The sequence below is a fragment of the Mediterraneibacter glycyrrhizinilyticus genome (genome assembly GCF_015560805.1).
Classification (GTDB): domain Bacteria; phylum Bacillota; class Clostridia; order Lachnospirales; family Lachnospiraceae; genus Schaedlerella; species Schaedlerella glycyrrhizinilytica_A.
Genome location: NZ_JADMSO010000016.1, coordinates 34088 through 52046 on the forward strand (window position 1 = coordinate 34088; position 17959 = coordinate 52046).

11 protein-coding genes and 6 tRNA genes are annotated in these 17959 nt (G+C 45.2%); 4 read left to right on the forward strand and 13 right to left on the reverse strand.

Going from position 1 to position 17959, the window contains the following annotated elements; translation table 11 throughout:
- Positions 1-96 precede the first annotated feature (96 nt).
- From I2H87_RS12745 to I2H87_RS12770, 6 genes are all read right to left on the reverse strand, one after another.
- On the reverse strand, positions 97-1542 hold the full coding sequence (locus tag I2H87_RS12745) for an MFS transporter (protein WP_195610217.1): 1446 nt from the start codon (positions 1540-1542) through the stop codon (positions 97-99).
- A gap of 258 nt (positions 1543-1800) precedes the next feature.
- The gene (locus I2H87_RS12750; RefSeq protein ID WP_117551061.1) at positions 1801-4209 is read right to left on the reverse strand and encodes a GH39 family glycosyl hydrolase; all 2409 of its coding nucleotides are present in this window, start codon (positions 4207-4209) and stop codon (positions 1801-1803) included.
- Between the two features lie 3 nt (positions 4210-4212).
- Entirely contained in the window at positions 4213-5841 is a 1629-nt protein-coding gene (locus I2H87_RS12755) for a glycoside hydrolase family 43 protein (protein WP_195610218.1), read from the reverse strand.
- 21 nt (positions 5842-5862) lie between these two features.
- Positions 5863-8514 carry a glycosylhydrolase-like jelly roll fold domain-containing protein gene (locus I2H87_RS12760; RefSeq protein ID WP_195610219.1) on the reverse strand — a complete coding sequence of 884 codons (2652 nt, stop codon included), beginning with the start codon at positions 8512-8514 and terminating at the stop codon, positions 5863-5865.
- Positions 8515-8698: 184 nt separating this feature from the next.
- A complete protein-coding gene (locus tag I2H87_RS12765; protein ID WP_195610220.1) occupies positions 8699-11749 on the reverse strand; it encodes a glycosyl hydrolase in 3051 nt (1016 codons plus the stop codon).
- A gap of 28 nt (positions 11750-11777) precedes the next feature.
- A complete protein-coding gene (locus I2H87_RS12770) occupies positions 11778-13127 on the reverse strand; it encodes an MFS transporter (protein WP_195610221.1) in 1350 nt (449 codons plus the stop codon).
- A 257-nt stretch (positions 13128-13384) separates the two neighbouring features.
- Here I2H87_RS12770 and I2H87_RS12775 point away from each other — a divergent pair, with 257 nt between their 5' ends.
- The 4 genes from I2H87_RS12775 to I2H87_RS12790 all read left to right on the forward strand — a co-directional run bounded on the left by I2H87_RS12775 (position 13385) and on the right by I2H87_RS12790 (position 16104).
- Positions 13385-14392 (forward strand): helix-turn-helix transcriptional regulator, encoded by a 1008-nt coding sequence (locus I2H87_RS12775; RefSeq protein WP_022151016.1) that lies wholly within the window; start codon positions 13385-13387, stop codon positions 14390-14392.
- A gap of 140 nt (positions 14393-14532) precedes the next feature.
- On the forward strand, positions 14533-15120 hold the full coding sequence (locus I2H87_RS12780; RefSeq protein ID WP_195610222.1) for a TetR/AcrR family transcriptional regulator: 588 nt from the start codon (positions 14533-14535) through the stop codon (positions 15118-15120).
- 142 nt (positions 15121-15262) lie between these two features.
- A complete protein-coding gene (locus I2H87_RS12785) occupies positions 15263-15679 on the forward strand; it encodes a hypothetical protein (protein ID WP_022151018.1) in 417 nt (138 codons plus the stop codon).
- A 2-nt stretch (positions 15680-15681) separates the two neighbouring features.
- Complete coding sequence (locus tag I2H87_RS12790) at positions 15682-16104, forward strand: DUF2871 domain-containing protein (protein ID WP_195610223.1); 423 nt, start codon at positions 15682-15684, stop codon at positions 16102-16104.
- A gap of 71 nt (positions 16105-16175) precedes the next feature.
- Here I2H87_RS12790 and I2H87_RS12795 read toward each other — a convergent pair whose 3' ends face one another.
- The 7 genes from I2H87_RS12795 to I2H87_RS12825 form a co-directional block, all read right to left on the reverse strand.
- Positions 16176-16772: a hypothetical protein gene (locus I2H87_RS12795; protein WP_195610224.1), complete on the reverse strand. Its 597-nt coding sequence runs from the start codon at positions 16770-16772 to the stop codon at positions 16176-16178.
- Between the two features lie 416 nt (positions 16773-17188).
- Positions 17189-17272: transfer RNA gene (locus I2H87_RS12800), tRNA-Leu, on the reverse strand.
- Positions 17273-17283: 11 nt separating this feature from the next.
- Positions 17284-17356 (reverse strand) — tRNA-Val (locus I2H87_RS12805).
- Between the two features lie 40 nt (positions 17357-17396).
- Positions 17397-17470 (reverse strand) — tRNA-Asp (locus I2H87_RS12810).
- Between the two features lie 56 nt (positions 17471-17526).
- A tRNA-Ile gene (locus tag I2H87_RS12815) sits at positions 17527-17600 on the reverse strand.
- A gap of 24 nt (positions 17601-17624) precedes the next feature.
- Positions 17625-17697, reverse strand: a tRNA-Thr gene (locus I2H87_RS12820).
- Between the two features lie 17 nt (positions 17698-17714).
- Positions 17715-17786, reverse strand: a tRNA-Glu gene (locus I2H87_RS12825).
- Positions 17787-17959: the final 173 nt, after the last annotated feature.

Consider the following 17959-nt stretch of genomic DNA (forward strand, 5'->3'; position numbering starts at 1 on the left):
TGAAACTATCAAACTCTTTTTTCAAAAGGGACCGCCCCTCACGGCGATCCCTCGAAGCAAGTATTTTATGAAGTTTTGAAATTCTTACCTTTTATATTAGCTGAGTTCCCCTGCCGCGATCTTCGCTGCCAGTTTCTCCTCGTTCTCTTTTGCTTTCGCTCTTGTGATACTGATGCAAAGGAACAGAAGCGCCGCCACTACAAAAAATCCGGCCGGAGCAAAGTTGATGACTTTGTTCATGTTTGTCAATACAGTTGCGCTCAAGTCCGTTGCATTTGCAACAAATCCGACCGCGCCGAGTGCAAGGATACCGATGGATCCTCCGATCGCATTTCCCAGCTTCGTGGAGAACGAAATACAGGAAGCGATCACACCGTCGGAACGGATACCTGTCTTCAGCCAGCTGTCGTCGATGATCTCAGCGCTCAAGGTAAAGCATGTGATCGATACGACATTTGTTACGCCATACAGGAAGCCGGAGATCACAACCAGATTGGTCAGATGATTCTGACCGATCACATAGAAGAATACACAGCACAGAGCCTGTGCGACACATCCCATAGCTCCCACATATTTTTTGCTCATCCGGTTCAGAAGAAGCGGTGCGTAGAAGTTTACAACAAGCATACCAAAGGACATTGCGGTTGCAAATCCGGCGATCAAAAGCGGATCGCCCATGATGTAAATGAAGTAATATGCCATGATACCGATTCTTCCGAACAAACCTGTTAAGAATGTGAACATCGCCAGCATCAAAAATACAGCGTCACGGTTTTTAAATGTGTATTTGAATGAAGCCGCAAGGTTCTTCATCGTACCGCCGATCGTCTCTTTCTTTGCGTCCGCCTTTCTTCCGATGATCTCTTTGGAAGATGCAAAACATACCCAGAAACACGGAACACATACGATTGAGAATACAAGCGCCGCCATGAAATATCCTCTGCTCGAAGAAGCAGATCCGTTTCCAAAATGGAGGATCATCGGCATTGTCACAGCGCTGATCACCATCTGGATCAGACCGGAACCGATTCCTTTATACGCATTCAGAGAAACACGTTCCTGATTGGAAACGGTCATAACGTTTGCTACGCACTGTGTGGAAATATTGACTGCGGTATAAGCCATACCACATCCGATATATGTAAATCCACACCAGATTGCTTTCCATGAATTCGGAATATCCAGATTCAAAAATGTCAGGCAGTTAAATAACGCCAGGATCGGAGCTCCCCACAAAATATAAGGACGAAATCTTCCCCATCTCGTTTTTGTATTCTCAGCGATCGCTCCGAACATCGGGTCGTTGATCGCATCCCAGATACGGGCGATCAGCATGATCGCGGAGATCACAACCGGGGTCAGACCTACAACATCTGTGTAGAATACAGTCAGATAGGAACTGATCAGTGTCCAGGAACACTGAGAACCGATCTCACCGAAGCTGTATCCGATTTTTTTCCAAACAGGAAGTTTTTTGTTGACATCAAGAGCAGCTTCGGTTGTCGCTTTTGCTGTCATTGTTTCTGCTGCGTTTTCACTCATTACTCTTTTCTCCCTTCACGATTTACGTTGATAACATCTTACCAACGAATCAAAAGGTGTGCATTTTCTTTCATGACACGTTTTCTTACAAATATGACCAAAATTTTATACTGTTTTCGTATCTCTTTTATAGATATCAATAAAGTATAGTATAATTTTGACCTCCCTTTCAAAACGTCTTTTCATACCATGAAAAAACGATGCAGACGATCTGCACCGTTTTAATCTATTTATCTGATTTTCCGCATGCTTTCCATATTATGCAAGTTTCCGCACACGGATAAACGCAATCTCGTTATACTGCATCGGAATATTCAATTTCAGCGCAGCATCCTCCACATCCTGTTTGCGGATCGTCAGCTTCGGCTCGCACATCCTGCGGAAATATTTGATATCATTTCTGGAAAGCTCCTTTTCATAAGCCATTTCTTTCCATATATTCATGACGTTCCCATTCTTGATATTGATGCAATACGTCTTGATCTGGTACGTTCCGTTCGGAAGATCGTTCAGTTCCAACTGCAGATCCAGCGTGTCCCTGTCTTCAAAATATTTCCAGAGAGACTCTTTTTCCAGTTCATCTTCCTTCGTCAGATAGTAAATGTACCCAAGCTTCCGCTGATTATGGCAGATGATCCCATAGGAATCATGCCGATCGGTCGTGATCAGATAATTGGCGCCCTTTCCGATATAATAAGGATACAGTCGCTGCAGGAATTCAAACGCAAATCCCGCCGGTTTCAAAATACCGTCGCGCGTCATCAATCCGGTTCCACCGTAAAGCAGTTCCTGAGAATCATAAGATTCCGAAATACGGTCACTGCCGATAAAATATCCCATATCATCGACCATTCCATACAGATCCAGTATATTTTTGATAATGTATGCACCTTTAAAACAAGTATCATTGATATAATTTCTCTCAGAAAACGTCAGATTCCACTCCGTCAGGTAACGTTTGATATTTCCAAGCCCCGCTTCATTTAAAAGATCGATTTCCCGCTCAAGCCAATGTTTCATACATGCGTCGTCGGTACTTCGTTTTGCATACATATCCTGCTGCTCCTCGCCCCGGTCATATGCAAAATAAATGATCGAAAGAAAATCCGGCTGGATCTCCCGCGCTTTCCACCGGCGATAAAATTCCCTGCGGCTGTCTAATTTACAGTCCAGACGGATCCCGCATCCGCCGACTTCCAAGCTGTCACTATACTGTCTCACCGTCCTGTATAAAATTTCAAACAGACGGAAATAAGTGTCGGATGTGCCGGGACGTCCCCATTCACATTCGTTGAACCACAGTTCCATCCTCCATGTATCCAGTTCCGCCCTGCCGTAGCGGCGCGCAAGATGCTGCATCATCGCCGTTAAAACGTCCTGCCACTTCTCTTCATCCGGAAACGGAACGTCTTTCGTCGTCCCCTCATATTCGGATTTCTGTACCGCAAACACAATGACTTTTGGCTTTTGACCGATCTCAATATGTGGTTTCAGTCCCTGCGCCAGTACAAAATCCAGAACGGAATCCAAACGGGAAAAATTATATTCCCCGCTGCCGTCAAGGCTGATCAGCATTTCTTTGGAAAACAGGTTCCAGAACCGCACATATTCAAACTTCAGCGCTTCTTTCAGAAGCATCACATGTTCCCGGATTTCCGAACGGAGCAGATCCGCCGCAGATCCTACATTGAGCATCCGCCCCCAGTACCGCGGCAGTTCTTTTTCCTCACAGACGGAATAACGATTACTGCACACATCGACTGTCTGCGTCTCTTCTTCCTCATTTTCCGAGATCAGATATTGCTCCAGACGCTTTTCTAATACTTCGTCCTTTTCCTCCTGCCCTGCCGCATCTTTCTGGCTCTTCGCCTTTTTCCGAAATGCGGACGGCGTCTCTCCGTAAGCATTTTTGAATATTTTATTAAACACGGCAACGCTGGCAAATCCGTTGTCATAAGCGATCCGTGTGATCGGCGTACTCGTATAAAGCAAGTCGTCCACTGCATGGAACAGGCGCACATTAGTCAGATATTCCGCAAAACTCATCCCATAGTTCCGCTTGAAAAACCGGGATAAATAGCCGTTCGACAAATACAACTGATCCGCCAGTTCTTTCAGACTGATCGGCTGACTGTAATTCGCCCGGATATAGTTATTGATCTGCCGGATCCGCTCGTCGAATTTATCCTGCTCATCCAGCATTTCCTTATCCGACGTCCGCACCAGAAAATACATCGACAGATTATCGAGCACACGGTAGCAAAGCGCGATATGCCCGAAATTCGCGGTGTCCCCTTTCATTTCCACATAATGTTTCAGAAGCACTTTCAGGATCTTCCGCAATTCCTCATAACGTTCGCTTTTGTCATTTGTCGAATTACACCAGAAGATCACATCGCCGCTTTGCAGGACATCGCTGACTGTCTGGTACAGGATGGAAAGCTGAAGAAACAGTACATTTTCCGAGCCGTTCAGCATATGGTGTTTGTTGGCGTTGAGCACAAAAATATCTTCCGCCTCCAAATGTACCGTCTCTTCCCCGGAAGTCACCTCCAGCGTTCCCTCCAGCACATAGAGCAGTTCAATGTCCTGATGAAAATGTTCGATCCCGTCCGTCTTATTATATATATGTAGTTTTACTCGCTCCCTGCGCCCGTTCGTATCCATTTTTTACTCACTCTCCACACATGTAAACCAGTCAAATTCCGCATGATTATCGCTGTCTGTTCCGTTGCCCGACGCATACATTCCCATGACCGTTCCGGTCATACATCCGACTTTCTCCGGATTGATCATGCCGCCGTCTGCCATACAGAGTACATGCAGCGCCTCTTTCGACACCCCGTAGCGGAACGTGAACATTTCACCGTCCATCTCGATCTCCAGCATAATGTCTTTTTCATTCCATTCGACTTCCGCAAGAACCTCCCGATGTGTCGTACTCTCAAATCCCGGAAAATACGGAGGGCAGTTGAAATCCGATGTATAAAGGACGAGTCGAAGTATCTGTCTGTCGTCTGTTTTTGCCCGCTCCAGATGCATCTGATGGTTCATCGCCTGCACAACCGCCAGTCCGGCGCTCTCCTGTCCCTCCGGCAAAAATGACATCTGACAGGATACGGCCGTATGGAGCGCACACTGTCTCTGTGCCAGCATTCCGACATATCGGTCTTTCTTTTTCTCTCCGGTCATCGCCATCGGCTCCAGTTCTTCCGCTAACTTCTGACGGATGCACCGGATCGAAAGTCTGGAATCCCGAATCGAATAGAACTTCTCATACGGTGTGCCTAAAAATACCCATTCCGGTTCCAGTTCTTCCGCGTCAAATTCATAGACCGATTTCTTCTCCGGCTTCTCCGACCACGGAAGACATTCCGGCGCGTCATATTCCCACTCTACTTTTCCGGTCTCCGGCGAGAACAACGGCCAGTCCCTCTCCCAGACAACCGGGCAGATAAAGGTCTCCCGTCCCAGATTCTTATAAGCTTTGTCGATCAGCCGGGACGCCAGCATCACCGCATACCAGCTTCCGTCCGGCAGTTCCACAAGATCAGCATGTCCCACATTGATGATCGGACTTGTAAATCCCATATGGCGGTGCGTCATCACCGGATTTGCAGGATTTGCTTCATAGAACCCGAAAATCTCCTTGCTTCTTGCAACCATCACTGCGTGGTAATGTTCCGTGCCGCCCTCTGCGATGATGAGATAATAATAATCTCCGATATGGTACAGGTGCGGCGCTTCCGGTGAACTTCCGACGCGTAGCGCGCTGTTAAAGATCGTCACCGGTTCCCCTGCCATTTTGAAATGCTCCATATCATATTTGGCAAGCCAGATGCCGCGCTCTTTTCCTCCGGCTCCATTATCCCACACATCTCCCGTGCCCATAATGTATGCCTGTCCGTCGTCATCAAAGAAAATCGACGCATCGATCCCCGGCACGTCCGTCAGCCAGTGCGGCTCGGACCACGGTCCCGCCGGATCTTCTGCGGTAATGATATAGTTTCCTTTGTCACTGAAATTCGTATTGATGATGTAAAACAGTCCGTCGTTGTAACGGAGCGTGGGCGCCATCACGCCGCCCACCAATGTATTTTTCTCCACATGAAATCCGTTTTCCGGTGTCATCGCATTGCCGATCTGCTCCCAGTTCGCCAGATCTTTACTGTGGAAGATCGGGATCGCCGGACTCATCTCGAAACTGGAACACGCCAGATAATAATCGTCGCCCACCCTGCAGATCGTCGGATCCGGATAATATCCCGGAATGATTGGATTCTTTAATTTCTTTTCCATTGTAAACCTCTCCTTTTTTATTCATTTTTCTCCTTTGACAAACAACACAACTTCCCCGAACATTCCGGTCGGTTCCATCGCCTCGTGTGAAAAATCAAACGGCGGCTGCGGATAATTCAACTGATCCCTTGCCGGAGTCGTAGCTACTTCAATCTGCAGTGTATTTTCCCCTGCATTCAGATATTCCCCGACCGGAAGCTGATACGGCGGCGCCAGCCGGATTCCCGCCTGCTGCCCGTTCACAGTCACTTTCATCATCTCATACACATGCCCGGCTTTCAGATATGCCTCTTTCGGAAGCCGCTCCTCTGCTCCATCTAATGTAAATGTCTTTTCATACCGGATCACACCTGCAAATGCCGGCTCCGTATCTGAGATCGGAGTCAATGTCTTCACCGCATCCATCTTCATCGTCTCCGGATCTTCTTTCGCTTTTCTCTTTCCGACCATCCAGTCTTCGGAAAGATCGATCACATTGCAGCCCTCTGTCATTTCCGCAAAAGAACGATGCGCTTTCTCACACACGATTTCTTTTTTCTCCATAAGGACGCAGCTTTCGCCCGCTTCTAATTCTACTTCAACCCATACGCCTTTTCCATCTTCCGCCGGTTTTACTTTCGCATTTTCATAACAATCTTTCATTGCGTCATAGTATACCACGTCTTCACCGATCGGCAGGTATACGTTTCCGGCAAATCTCTGTTCTGCCGACTCATTGAGCAGCATAAAAATCTGACGGTCTTTCTCATAATGATAGACGCTCAGATGCTTGTACGCAGGAACTGCCTCTACCTCATACATTCCATGTGCTTTCAATGTTTCACTTAAATTTGCGAGCGGTACTTGCACGCAGGATTTTGGAAGCCGTACCGCTTTTTCTTCCTGACCGATCACCTGATCCGGCATCGCATCCACAAAGAACACCGGAAGCCCGTCCATTTGCGTAAGCACATCTGCAAGACGCGCCGGGATCTGTTTCACATATGGGATCACAAGCCCCCCAAACGTTTCCCCGTTGATCTGCAGTGTATTTCCGTCGCATGCGCCGTTGTATGCGGAAAGATCACAAAGCATATCCAGACTCACGATATCCAGATCGATCTGGCTTCCCAGCAGTTCTCTGCATACTTTCTGCATCGGCATATGCTCTCCACTCCAATCTGCTTCTCCGTCGTAAAGCACCGCCACCGATGCGATATGCCGTCCGCCGCTGAGCAGATCACACATCCGGTTTCCATATTTCATCAATTCTGCAAAATACGGAAATTCCGGGTTATTTCCTCTCGCATAAAAATGCGGCGGACAGTCAATGTCCGGATAATCCGCCATCGAAAATGCATGCGGTACCAGATAGTTCACGCCTTTTGCCAAAAGGTGATCCAGCAGATATTTCATATCCCGCACACCGAAACTCCATCCATACGCACCGAACAATTCGCACATCGTGCGCCCTTTCTTTTTCGGATCCAAATGCCCGCAGGATGCGCCCATTTTTCCAAGTGCATAATGATAAAATTCACCGTCCGCGTCAACCATTCCTCTTCGCGTCTCCACCGGAGCTCCGTACACGATCTGACCGCCAATGCAGTCGATCCCTGCCATATCCTGCCCGGACATGGCGCGGAAATAGTGCGCCGCTCCCATTCCGAGACGGCTGTGGATGCCGTTGTCCTCGACCACGTGTCCGATATACTCCACGCCGTGTTCTGCGCACCATGCGCCGATCATATCGCTGAAGTTCTTCTGATACAGTTTCGATACCATATCCATATAATCATAACGGATCTGTACACCCATCTGTTTTTCTTTCGTCTCTGCAAACAAATACGGGAGATAAGAAAGGAATGTGTTTCCATATTTTTCTTCCATCATCTCCTGCAGCTCGTCACTCCACGGAAGCGGCATTTTCCGTCTTCCCACATTCATGTCGAATCCCATCTCCGACGTGTTGCCGAACTGCGGTTCATCGGAGAAGAATCCCGCGATCGTCTTGCCGAATTCATCCGCATAATGTGCATAATGCGCCTCATACACGCCCTCGATCTGCGTGTGCGCCGACTCTTTGTCGATCATATTGATGTAGGACTCGTTTCCTCCGTCAGTTCGTGTTTTGTAGATCACATAGACTCTCCACTGTCCCTCCGGAAGTTCAAACGTTGCAAACGTTCCGTCAAATGTATCCGTCAGATCGATCACTTCTTCCGTGAACACGTCGCCCTCATAAAAACGCACTGCCACGATCGCCAGCATACGGTTATTTTTCCGTTCTTCTTCATTGACCGGTTTTCCGATCTCCCAATATCCGATCGTCGGTTTCAGCATCCGGCTGATGTTCAGTGTGAGTTTGTGACTGCTGCCGAACACATCCGCCGTCGTACAGTTGATATATAACTTTTTCCGCTCCGGATATTTCTTCTCGATCAGTCCGTTCGCATATCCGGTCGGGAAATGTTTGTCATCGAGGATCCAGATTTTCATATCCCTTTTTTTTGCCTCGTCGATCACGATATCCATATCATGCCACCAGCCGTCGCCGCAAAAATCATCATGCGGGCGCGCTTCCACGCAGACCGCCTTGATTCCGCACTCCGCGATCTTCCCGATCTCCTCCCGTAAAATCTCTTCCGCTTCGCCGCGCATCCATAAAAACGGGAAAATATGATTCTCTGCCATTCTTGTATGTCCTCCTGCTTTCGTTTTTAACTTGATAGTAACACAGACATGTAAGAACTTCATTTCCGATAACAGCGAAAATGGGGATGATTTTTTTCCTTTCTTTTTCCTATTGAAAAAACAGGTCAAAAAAGAAATGCTCTTTTTTGACCTGTCTTTTTGATTTCCTATGATTTCGGACATCCTACAACTCAATTCTCGTATAAGTAATAAGTTTCACTTCTCCTGTCATTCCATAATCGACAACCGTTGTATGTACATTAAACAGTGCCGCAGGATCCGCCCCTGCTTCCGCCTGATTTTCTTCCATTCCTGCATTCGCATTATTTGCATTTGCGGCAAGCGCCATGGAAAATGCTTTTCCTTTCTCATAATATCCTCTCGCAAGAAGCCGGTTATTCAGACTGGTCGTGACTTCCACACGGATTTCATTTTCTCCATCTTTCAAAAGATCGCTGATGTCTACTGTCAATGCGTCAAAATCTACTACATCTGCCTGTTTTCCGTTTACCCATACACGAACCGTATGCTTATTCACACTTCCGATCTTCAAAACCGCACCGTTTCTCTCCGACCATGCTTCCGGGAGTTTAAATGTCGCGCGATACTGCCCGATTCCCGACACTTCCGGTCCTACAGCTTCGATTTCTTTCCATGGTTTCAACATTGTCTCACCGACAGAAATCTTTCTCTTCGCCGTCTCATAATATACTTCTTTTGTCACGATTCCAAGTCCGCGGTTCTCGATGATTTCTTTCTTCTCACCCTCGTTCCAGTCTTCCACTTCCAGTGTCCAGCTTGGCAGTTCAAGATCTTCCGGAACTTCCACAGAAATCTCCCTTTTTGTTCCATCCGATAATACCGCTTCGTATGTTCCTGATACCAAAGCTGCTGCCTGAAGATGTTCTCCCTCTTTTTCAATCGCTGCAAATGTATGGGAAACCACATGCAAGTCTGCCGCTTCTTTCTGATCGATCACATACATACATGCTGCTCCCGGAGCCAATGTCAGATCAAGAACAGTGCATCCTGCTTCCTGCCGATATGCCCCCGCTTCTCTTACTGTCCCGTTCCAGCAATCGATCTCATATGTTTTTCCGACTCCGCGCACTTTCATTGTAAATGAAAACGCTTCTGTTTCACTGTACTGCATATTATAGGCATAAACAAACAATTTCCCATCTGCTTCCTGTACATGCGTCAAAATATGTTTATTGCTCTCTGCAAATTCCGTGATCGGTCGGATATCCAATTCCTGCAAGATCCGGTATACGTCTTCCTGATGCTCTGCCTCCCGTACGTTTGCAAGAGATTTCATCTCCGCAACAATGTGCTGAAGTCTTTCATCTTCACCGTCATAGAACGGAGTCCGGATTGCCGCTTTTCCATGCGTCTTTGTGATACCGCCCGGACGGATTGTCTCATTGACTCCATTCACAAACAAGATCGGCAGACCTTTTTTTGCCATTGCAAGCAGTTTTTCTGCTGTCCGAACCGGAAGCGTTTCCTGATAGATGATCAGCGCCCGATAGCCCGGTCCATCCGGAAGAAGCTCCCCGTCTTCAAAATCTACAAAGGATTCTTCCAGAATCTGTGGTGCAAAATAATCCCATGTATAACCGGCATTTTGCAGCTTCATATCTTTCCAGTATAGCCCCTCATTTCCGCGCATCAGTTCTTTCGCATATAATTCCCGTTCGTCTCCCCCCATGATAAGATTGTTAAAGTTATAATCTAACCGAAGAATTCCGAGATCCATTCTTGGTTTTCCCTGACGAAGCAGCATCTGATATCTCGCGATCATTGCCGTCCAATCTTTATAATGTATATAAGACGGCTGTCTTGATCCAAACCGTTCGGAAAAGATCGGCCACATTCCCTCATGTCCCGGCCAATATGTCGATTCTTCCGAGCCGCGTATACTGGAATATCCGTGCAACACTGTCTTTGTCACCCCCGCCGTAAACTGTGTAAAGATAATCTGTGTATAAAAATCAAGCCCCATCATGTAATTCAGAAGCGTTGCACCCGTTTCACTGGAATACGTTCTGTTGTAAATGTGTGCCGGTCCCGCCAGATTTCGATATGATTCGATCTGTGATGCAAATTCCAATGATTCCGTCTCAATTCCATCCACATATTTTCCTGGTTGTGAAATTTCAAACGGCAGCCCATAAGAAATTTCCGCACGCAATGTCATATTATGTGTATGCAGCCATTCCTGCATCGGTTTCAGCATATTTTCCATATACATATCCGTCATCGTCTGATACAGGTCATTGTAAAGTTTCTCCGTAAACACCTCATCTTCGCAGACATAATAATAATGATATACCGGCTGCATCATTCCCGGCTGTTTTAAGATCAACGGCAGATATGGCGTCAGATCATAGCCTCTCCTTTTTTCAAATTCTTCCCGAAAATGATATCCCCAGAATTGTCCGCCTTTTCCGAACGTCCCTAATTCCAGCGAATCCATATACATCATCGCGCGTCCGTTTTCTTCCACATTTTTACGTAGTTCAGGGGTCAATACCGTATTCTCCCAGTAATCGATAAATGCTTCCACACCGTATCGGTCAATATAGTTGATCGTATAGGAGGTACTTACCGACGGTTCCGCAGTCTGTCCTGTTCCATGGATCCAGAAGAAGAATAACAGATAATCTCCGTCTTCCGGCGCTGTCCATATAAGAACTTCCTCTTTTACCTGATCTGTCAAGATCATACTTTTCTTCCGGTCAAGACATGTTTTTCCATTTTTTTCTCCTGCGATGCGGATCGCTACGACCGCTTCCAATTCCTGTTTCGTCACACCCGGCATCGTCAATTCTGATTTCAGGATTGCTCCGCTTCTGCTTTCTCCTGCTTTTACAGTTTCCACCGCATAATCCAATTCTTTCGCCGCCGCTTTATCATCCGGCGTGATCGTGATCAGGTTTGCATTGGACCAGTTTGTTCCACTTGTCATACTGACGCCCATTTTTCTTTTCGTTGTCTCCTCCACGATCGTATGAGAATCATGTACCCATTCCTCGGATCCCCAGCCGTACAGTTTGGAATCCGCTCCCGGTTCTTCCATCGCCAGAAACTCCACTGCACCGAATCCGGTTTCCTCCAAATCTGCAATCTCCTCTTTTAATGTTTCATCTGTGTGGAATCCCTCTGCCAGCCACCAACGTACATCCGGCCGATATTGGATTTCCGGATTCTGCAATTTTTCATACTTCTTCATACTCTTAACACCTCTCCCGCATTTCATTTCATAGCGATACATTCTTTTCCCTTACTTCTTTCATTTCAGCAGCTTGTGCTTCCAGCTTTTCTTTCGTCAGCGGATAGGCGCCTGCAAAAATGATAGATCCCAGAATACCAAGCACTGCCGGGATCACAAGCGCACCAATAATGATCACTGTTTTTACTCCGTCCGGCTGCTGAGCTGCTGCCGCGTCAAATCCAACTGCCGCCAGCATATATCCCGGGATTGCTCCGCCGATACCCATTGCACATTTTGTGATAAAACTGGACAAGGCTGCTACCGCCGCCTCAGCATGTACATTCATTTTTAAATTGACATAATCGGTATTGTCCGCCTGAATCCCATAAGACAACGGCATACATAATCCACTTGCAAATCCTCCTACAATCGTAGCAATCATCAAAATCGGAACATTTGTCACGTCGATCAGCCGGATCAACGGGATCACCCCCACTGCGATCACACCAAATGCATAGAGTTTTTTCTTTCCAAACTTCTGGATCAGCTTTCCTACAAGCAAGCTTGCCGGAATCAATGCGAGCAACTGCACAAGAGAAACAACACTGATCAAAGACAGATTTCCGATTACATATGTAAAGAAATATGCAAGCATCGTATTTGTCACAGACATTCCGACCATATAAGCAAGACTGCTTAAAAACGTAACGATCACCGGACGCTGTACCAAAATTTTAAACAAGTCTTTTAATTTATACTTGCTGTCTCCCGGCTGCTGTGTCACGCGTTCTTTCAGTCCAATTGTACCGACCACTGAAAATACAACCACAATAATCGTGACAAAAATAACAAGACGGATATATCCGGCAGCCTCCGTCGTATTTCCGATAATGATCGGCGCAATCATATTCAGTCCGAACATCCCGACCATATATACGACACCTTTTAAGGAACTCAGCATATTCCGCTCTTCCATATCTGTTGTCATAACCGGGAGCATACTGTTCAGAGAAATATCCATCACAGGGAACAGGACGCCGATCAACAGATAAGATACATACGCGATCGCCAGTTTTCCACTTGTCGCCATCAACGGACCAAACCAGAGCAGTAAGAAATTCAACGCGCACAAAATGGATCCCACGACCAATGTCGGTCGAAAATGTCCATGCTTTGTCGTCGGAATATGGTCGATCGCAAAACCGACAAACGGATCGTTCAATCCATCCAGCACTCTTGCGATCAAAAATAAGGTTGCACAGGACGCCGGACTCAACCCGACAATATTCATGTAAAAGATCAACAAATATGATCCAAGAATTGTCTGGATCGGGATATTGCCCAGGTTAACCAGCGCATAAGATATTTTTTCTTTTAATGTCACTTTATCACTCATAACACTTCTGATTCCTTTCTTTGCAGAATTTTGATGTCAGTACAAACAGTCTTTTTGACTTTCACACACAAAAATGCGCAAATTGCCCCTCATCTTTCTTTTCAGAGTTTCATACTTTCTTTCACTATTTTTCGTCTTTTTATGCATAAATTCCGAAATGTTTCTTGATATTGCTATTATACTGCGCTACAATTCGATTATGAATCACTCTGATTGCTCAAAATAATGTAAATATTGCTCTTAAAAGGAGAAAGATCATGTACGATCCGATTATCAAAGAATTATTTCCAAACCGGAAATCCTTATATATGGAACAGCTGCTTTCTGCCCCAACTCACGATTCCTTTGAACTTCCGGAATCATATGAACGGAATGATGCACTCTGGAAACGGCATAATCTGGATTATTTAAACGGCGATTATAATCTGTCACATACATGCTCTCACTATGGTCAGAATTTCTTTCCATCCACATTTGCAAGGAAAGCGCTTCTCTATCTGCAGCTTTTATGTTCCGTCACCTTTTCAGAAAAGCATTACACGATCCGAAAGGATCTTCCATCCTATCTGATCGCACAGACATTTTATGGGAAAGGGCTTCTCCGCTATGATGGAAAAGAATACACCTTAGTTCCCGGAGACCTCTTCTTCATCGACTGTCGGCAAAAACACGAATATTTTGCAGTTTCCAAGAAAGGATGGGGATATCGCTTTATCCACTTTGACGGATATTCCATGTCCGAATATTACAAAAAAATCCTGGAAAGCGGCAATGTCCGTTTTACTTTTTCAGACACTTCCCACTTCCAGGAATTATTCAAAGAATTGATATTAATAAATTATGGAACAGATTCCAACAAAGAAGTGATCACAAACCGCATTTTGACCGATATGATCACAGAAATCTTCTGTCAGCTTCCCCAATATCAGGATTCCGGTTCACCGGAATTTATCGCCGAGTTATGCGATTATCTTCAAAATTCATTTACGCAAAAACTGACTCTGGACAAGATTGCCGCTGAATGTAATTTGAGCAAATTTTATGTAAGCCGGGAGTTTAAGAAATATACCGGCAAAACCATCTTCAATTATATTACGGATCTTCGGATCGCACTTGCTCAAAGGCTTCTTCGTTACAGTAATCTTTCTATCAATGATATCGCCGATCAGATTGGTTTTGACGATCACAATGGCTTTTACAGAGCTTTTACGCAGCGTGAAGAGATGTCGCCGTCTGCCTATCGGAAATACTGGAAGACCTTTTAACTTCCTGATAAACTGGCGTTTTATCGCTTCTTCAAAAGAATACACTTAGCCACAGCAAATAAAAAATAAGGAAAAATACTTGACAATTTTAGTAGGGATTCTTATAATGAACATTGTTCAGTTTGGATGGAGGGATATTTTTGAACACGACGATTACTTCAAAAGACGAAATCTTATGCGTATGCCGGGAATTGATCCGCAAAGAGGGTTATAAAAGTATCAATATACGGCATGTAGCAAAATGCTGTCATATTTCCGTCGGATCTGTTTACAACTATTTTGAATCAAAAACAGATTTGATCGCTGAAACGGTAGCCAGCGTCTGGTGCGATATCTTTCATTTTCCGGATTACCGGAATACGGAATCAGACGATCCGGACGAATCCGAAATCTTTCAAAGCTTCCCCGATTGTGTCGCATGGATCTTTGACAGACTCAAACAGGGCGAAGAAAAATATCCCGGCTTTTTTTCGCTTCATTCGATGGGGTTTATCGAAGAAGAAAAAAAGGACGTTCAGGAAAGAATGGATCGCTCTTGGTTTCATATCCGGCAAAGTCTTGTCGTTGTTTTAAAAAATGACGCCAATATCCGGTCAGATGCTTTTGATGAAAATTTTACCGAGGAAGACTTCGCAGAGATCATATTTTCCCTGATTCTCGCCTCATTCGTACAACATGATTTTGACGCAAGGAGAATCTTCAACATGATCCGGAAAATGCTTTATTAGCATCTTCATTTTTGCTTCTGTCGGTTTTTTATAGAAAATATTGTTCATGATCCGCGTCGGTGTCGATTAAAAGCTGTCGGATTTACGCGATTTGAGACATATTGCCTCTTGTACACTGACGCTCTGATAGGAGGAAACGAAAATGAAAGTCAAAAAAAGAACCCTTTTATTGATCGCCTGCCTTGTTTGGGGAATCGCAGGCTTTAATATTTTGCGTATCGGTCTTTTAGCATACCGTCCTTATATTTCTGTTTTGAATGTTATATTGTCCTTACTTGTTTTTGCAATATTTCAAACATTTATTTTCGGACGACTGGTCAAAAAACATACGCAAAGAATCCTCGATTACGAAGATGAAAAGCAATACTTTTTCAACTTCTTCGACGGGAAATCATTCCTGATCATGGCTGTTATGATGACCGGAGGTATTTACCTGCGCGTCTCCGGGCTTGGACCGGAACATTTTATCGCCGTCTTTTATTCGGGACTGGGCGCCGCTCTTTTGTTGGCAGGCATTTTATTTGGCAAAAATTATTGTTTAGAAAGGAAAGAGAATTGAATATGAAACGACTTTTAAACACAGCAATCGGATATTTTATCGCAGCATCCGCTGCCGGTGTCTTTTACCGGGAGTTTACAAAATGGAACGGATTTACCGGAAAAACAACTTTAGGATTTGTACATACACACCTGTTCGTATTAGGTATGTTTCTCTTTTTGATCCTTGCACTGACATGCAAAGAAGAACACGCGCTTTTGGAATCCAAGGCTTTCAAAAGGTTCTATATCGTCCATAATATCGCACTTCCGTTTATGACAGACATGATGGTCGTAAGAGGAATCCTCCAGGTCTTAAATGTAAACCTGACACACGCGGCAGACGCCGCGATTTCAGGAATTGCAGGAGTTTCCCATATCCTGATCACGATCTCTTTGATCCTGTTCTTTATCATGCTGAAAAAATATCTTATAAAAGAAAAATAAGAACGTTTCAGGGGCAGATTTGATCCAATTGAGTCAAATCTGCCCCTGTTTGAAACTATCGCGCTTTGTACTTATCGAAGAAAGAAGCGTCGATCCCGTACTTCCGTCGGAATCTCCTCGGGTGTTTCCGAACAATCACATGGTTCTTCCGAAACGTTTCCACACTGTACGGAAGCTGCTCCTGTCTCAATGGCAGCCCCAAAAGAAATTGGGATCTCGATACACAAATTCTGAGTGACCGTAAACGTGCAAGATGTCTGCTCTCCGCCACAGGTTGTTCCCTGACGTATGATCGGCGTTCCGCAGCATGTTGCCGTAGCAGTTCCCGATGTCGCATAAGGTGTAATGGTAACCGGAACACAAATACTCTCTTTCTGATAGAAGATAGATTCGCAGGACTCGCTCGATCCACAGACCGGACCACAGACCGTCAAACCTGTCGCTGTAGTATTTCCGCCAAATAAGCAGACGTTGACCGGACCGATCGTGTACACTGTGCGCAGCGAAAAGCATACTTTCATATAGCCGGTGATTTTATTTAACGGAAAATCTAATTTTAAACCGATACAGCCAGTGGGATGATCCGGATTCTCCGCTGTTTTTATTTCTGCATTTTCTCCCCATAGGATCGTTTGCGGGTCGTCATTAATCGATACGCTGAGATCCACGATATCTTCCTCTTTGATAAAAGGACAAATTCCAAATAAAAGATAACTCAGATCCGCATCTTGCGGTTGGTCATTTCCGACGCCGACAATATCATAACAAAATTTCTAATGTTCATTTTCTGAAGGCGTAAGAATTGAGTCTTCCAGGTTTAAAGAGATCACAAAAGGAAGTCTTCGTTCTCCGGTCATACCAGAGTAATCAATCTGCAAATTACAGGATGGATTTGCTTTCATTTTTTAACCTTTTTATAATGAGATTCTATATATAATATGGAAAGAAAAGAAAATGTTGCACAGATCGAATTCTTCAACATCCGTGTACAACGAAATCTCATTGCCCTTTGTACACCGGCGCTATTCTTAAGAAATAAAAAAGAACCGCTGTCATAGAAAAACTATCCCAACGATCCTTTTTATGCCGCAGACCGGACTTGAACCGGTACGGGATTGCTCCCGAAGGATTTTAAGTCCTTTGCGTCTGCCTATTCCGCCACTGCGGCTTAGAAAAATATGGGGCCTACAGGGCTCGAACCTGTGACCCTCTGCTTGTAAGGCAGATGCTCTCCCAGCTGAGCTAAGACCCCATATCAAGTCACACACAAATCTTTACGATCCGTATGCAAACGACCCAGAAGAGACTCGAACTCTCGACCTCCGCCGTGACAGGGCGGCGCTCTAACCAACTGAGCCACTGGGCCAAATAAATAATATATAGTGATCGGTATCAAAAGATACGTCCTACTTTTTTGAAAAATGGACCTTCGGGGACTCGAACCCAGGACCGATCGGTTATGAGCCGATTGCTCTAACCAACTGAGCTAAAGGTCCAAATCATGTCCCTTAAAGGAACAAAGCCGATGATCGGACTCGAACCGATAACCTGCTGATTACAAATCAGCTGCTCTGCCAATTGAGCCACATCGGCATATTAACATTTCAAAATGACTCCAACGGGAATCGAACCCGTGTTACCGCCGTGAAAGGGCGATGTCTTAACCGCTTGACCATGGAGCCAAAACACATAGCTGTCTCAACAGCGATTTAAACTATATCATAGATTTTCGTCTTTTGCAAGTATTTTTCGTAAATTTTTCATTTAAATTTTCCCCGAGTGAATTGTAAAAGTAAATTCCATCCCTCACATATAAGCCATGGAATTTATTAATTCTCAAAATAAGTATGGCATT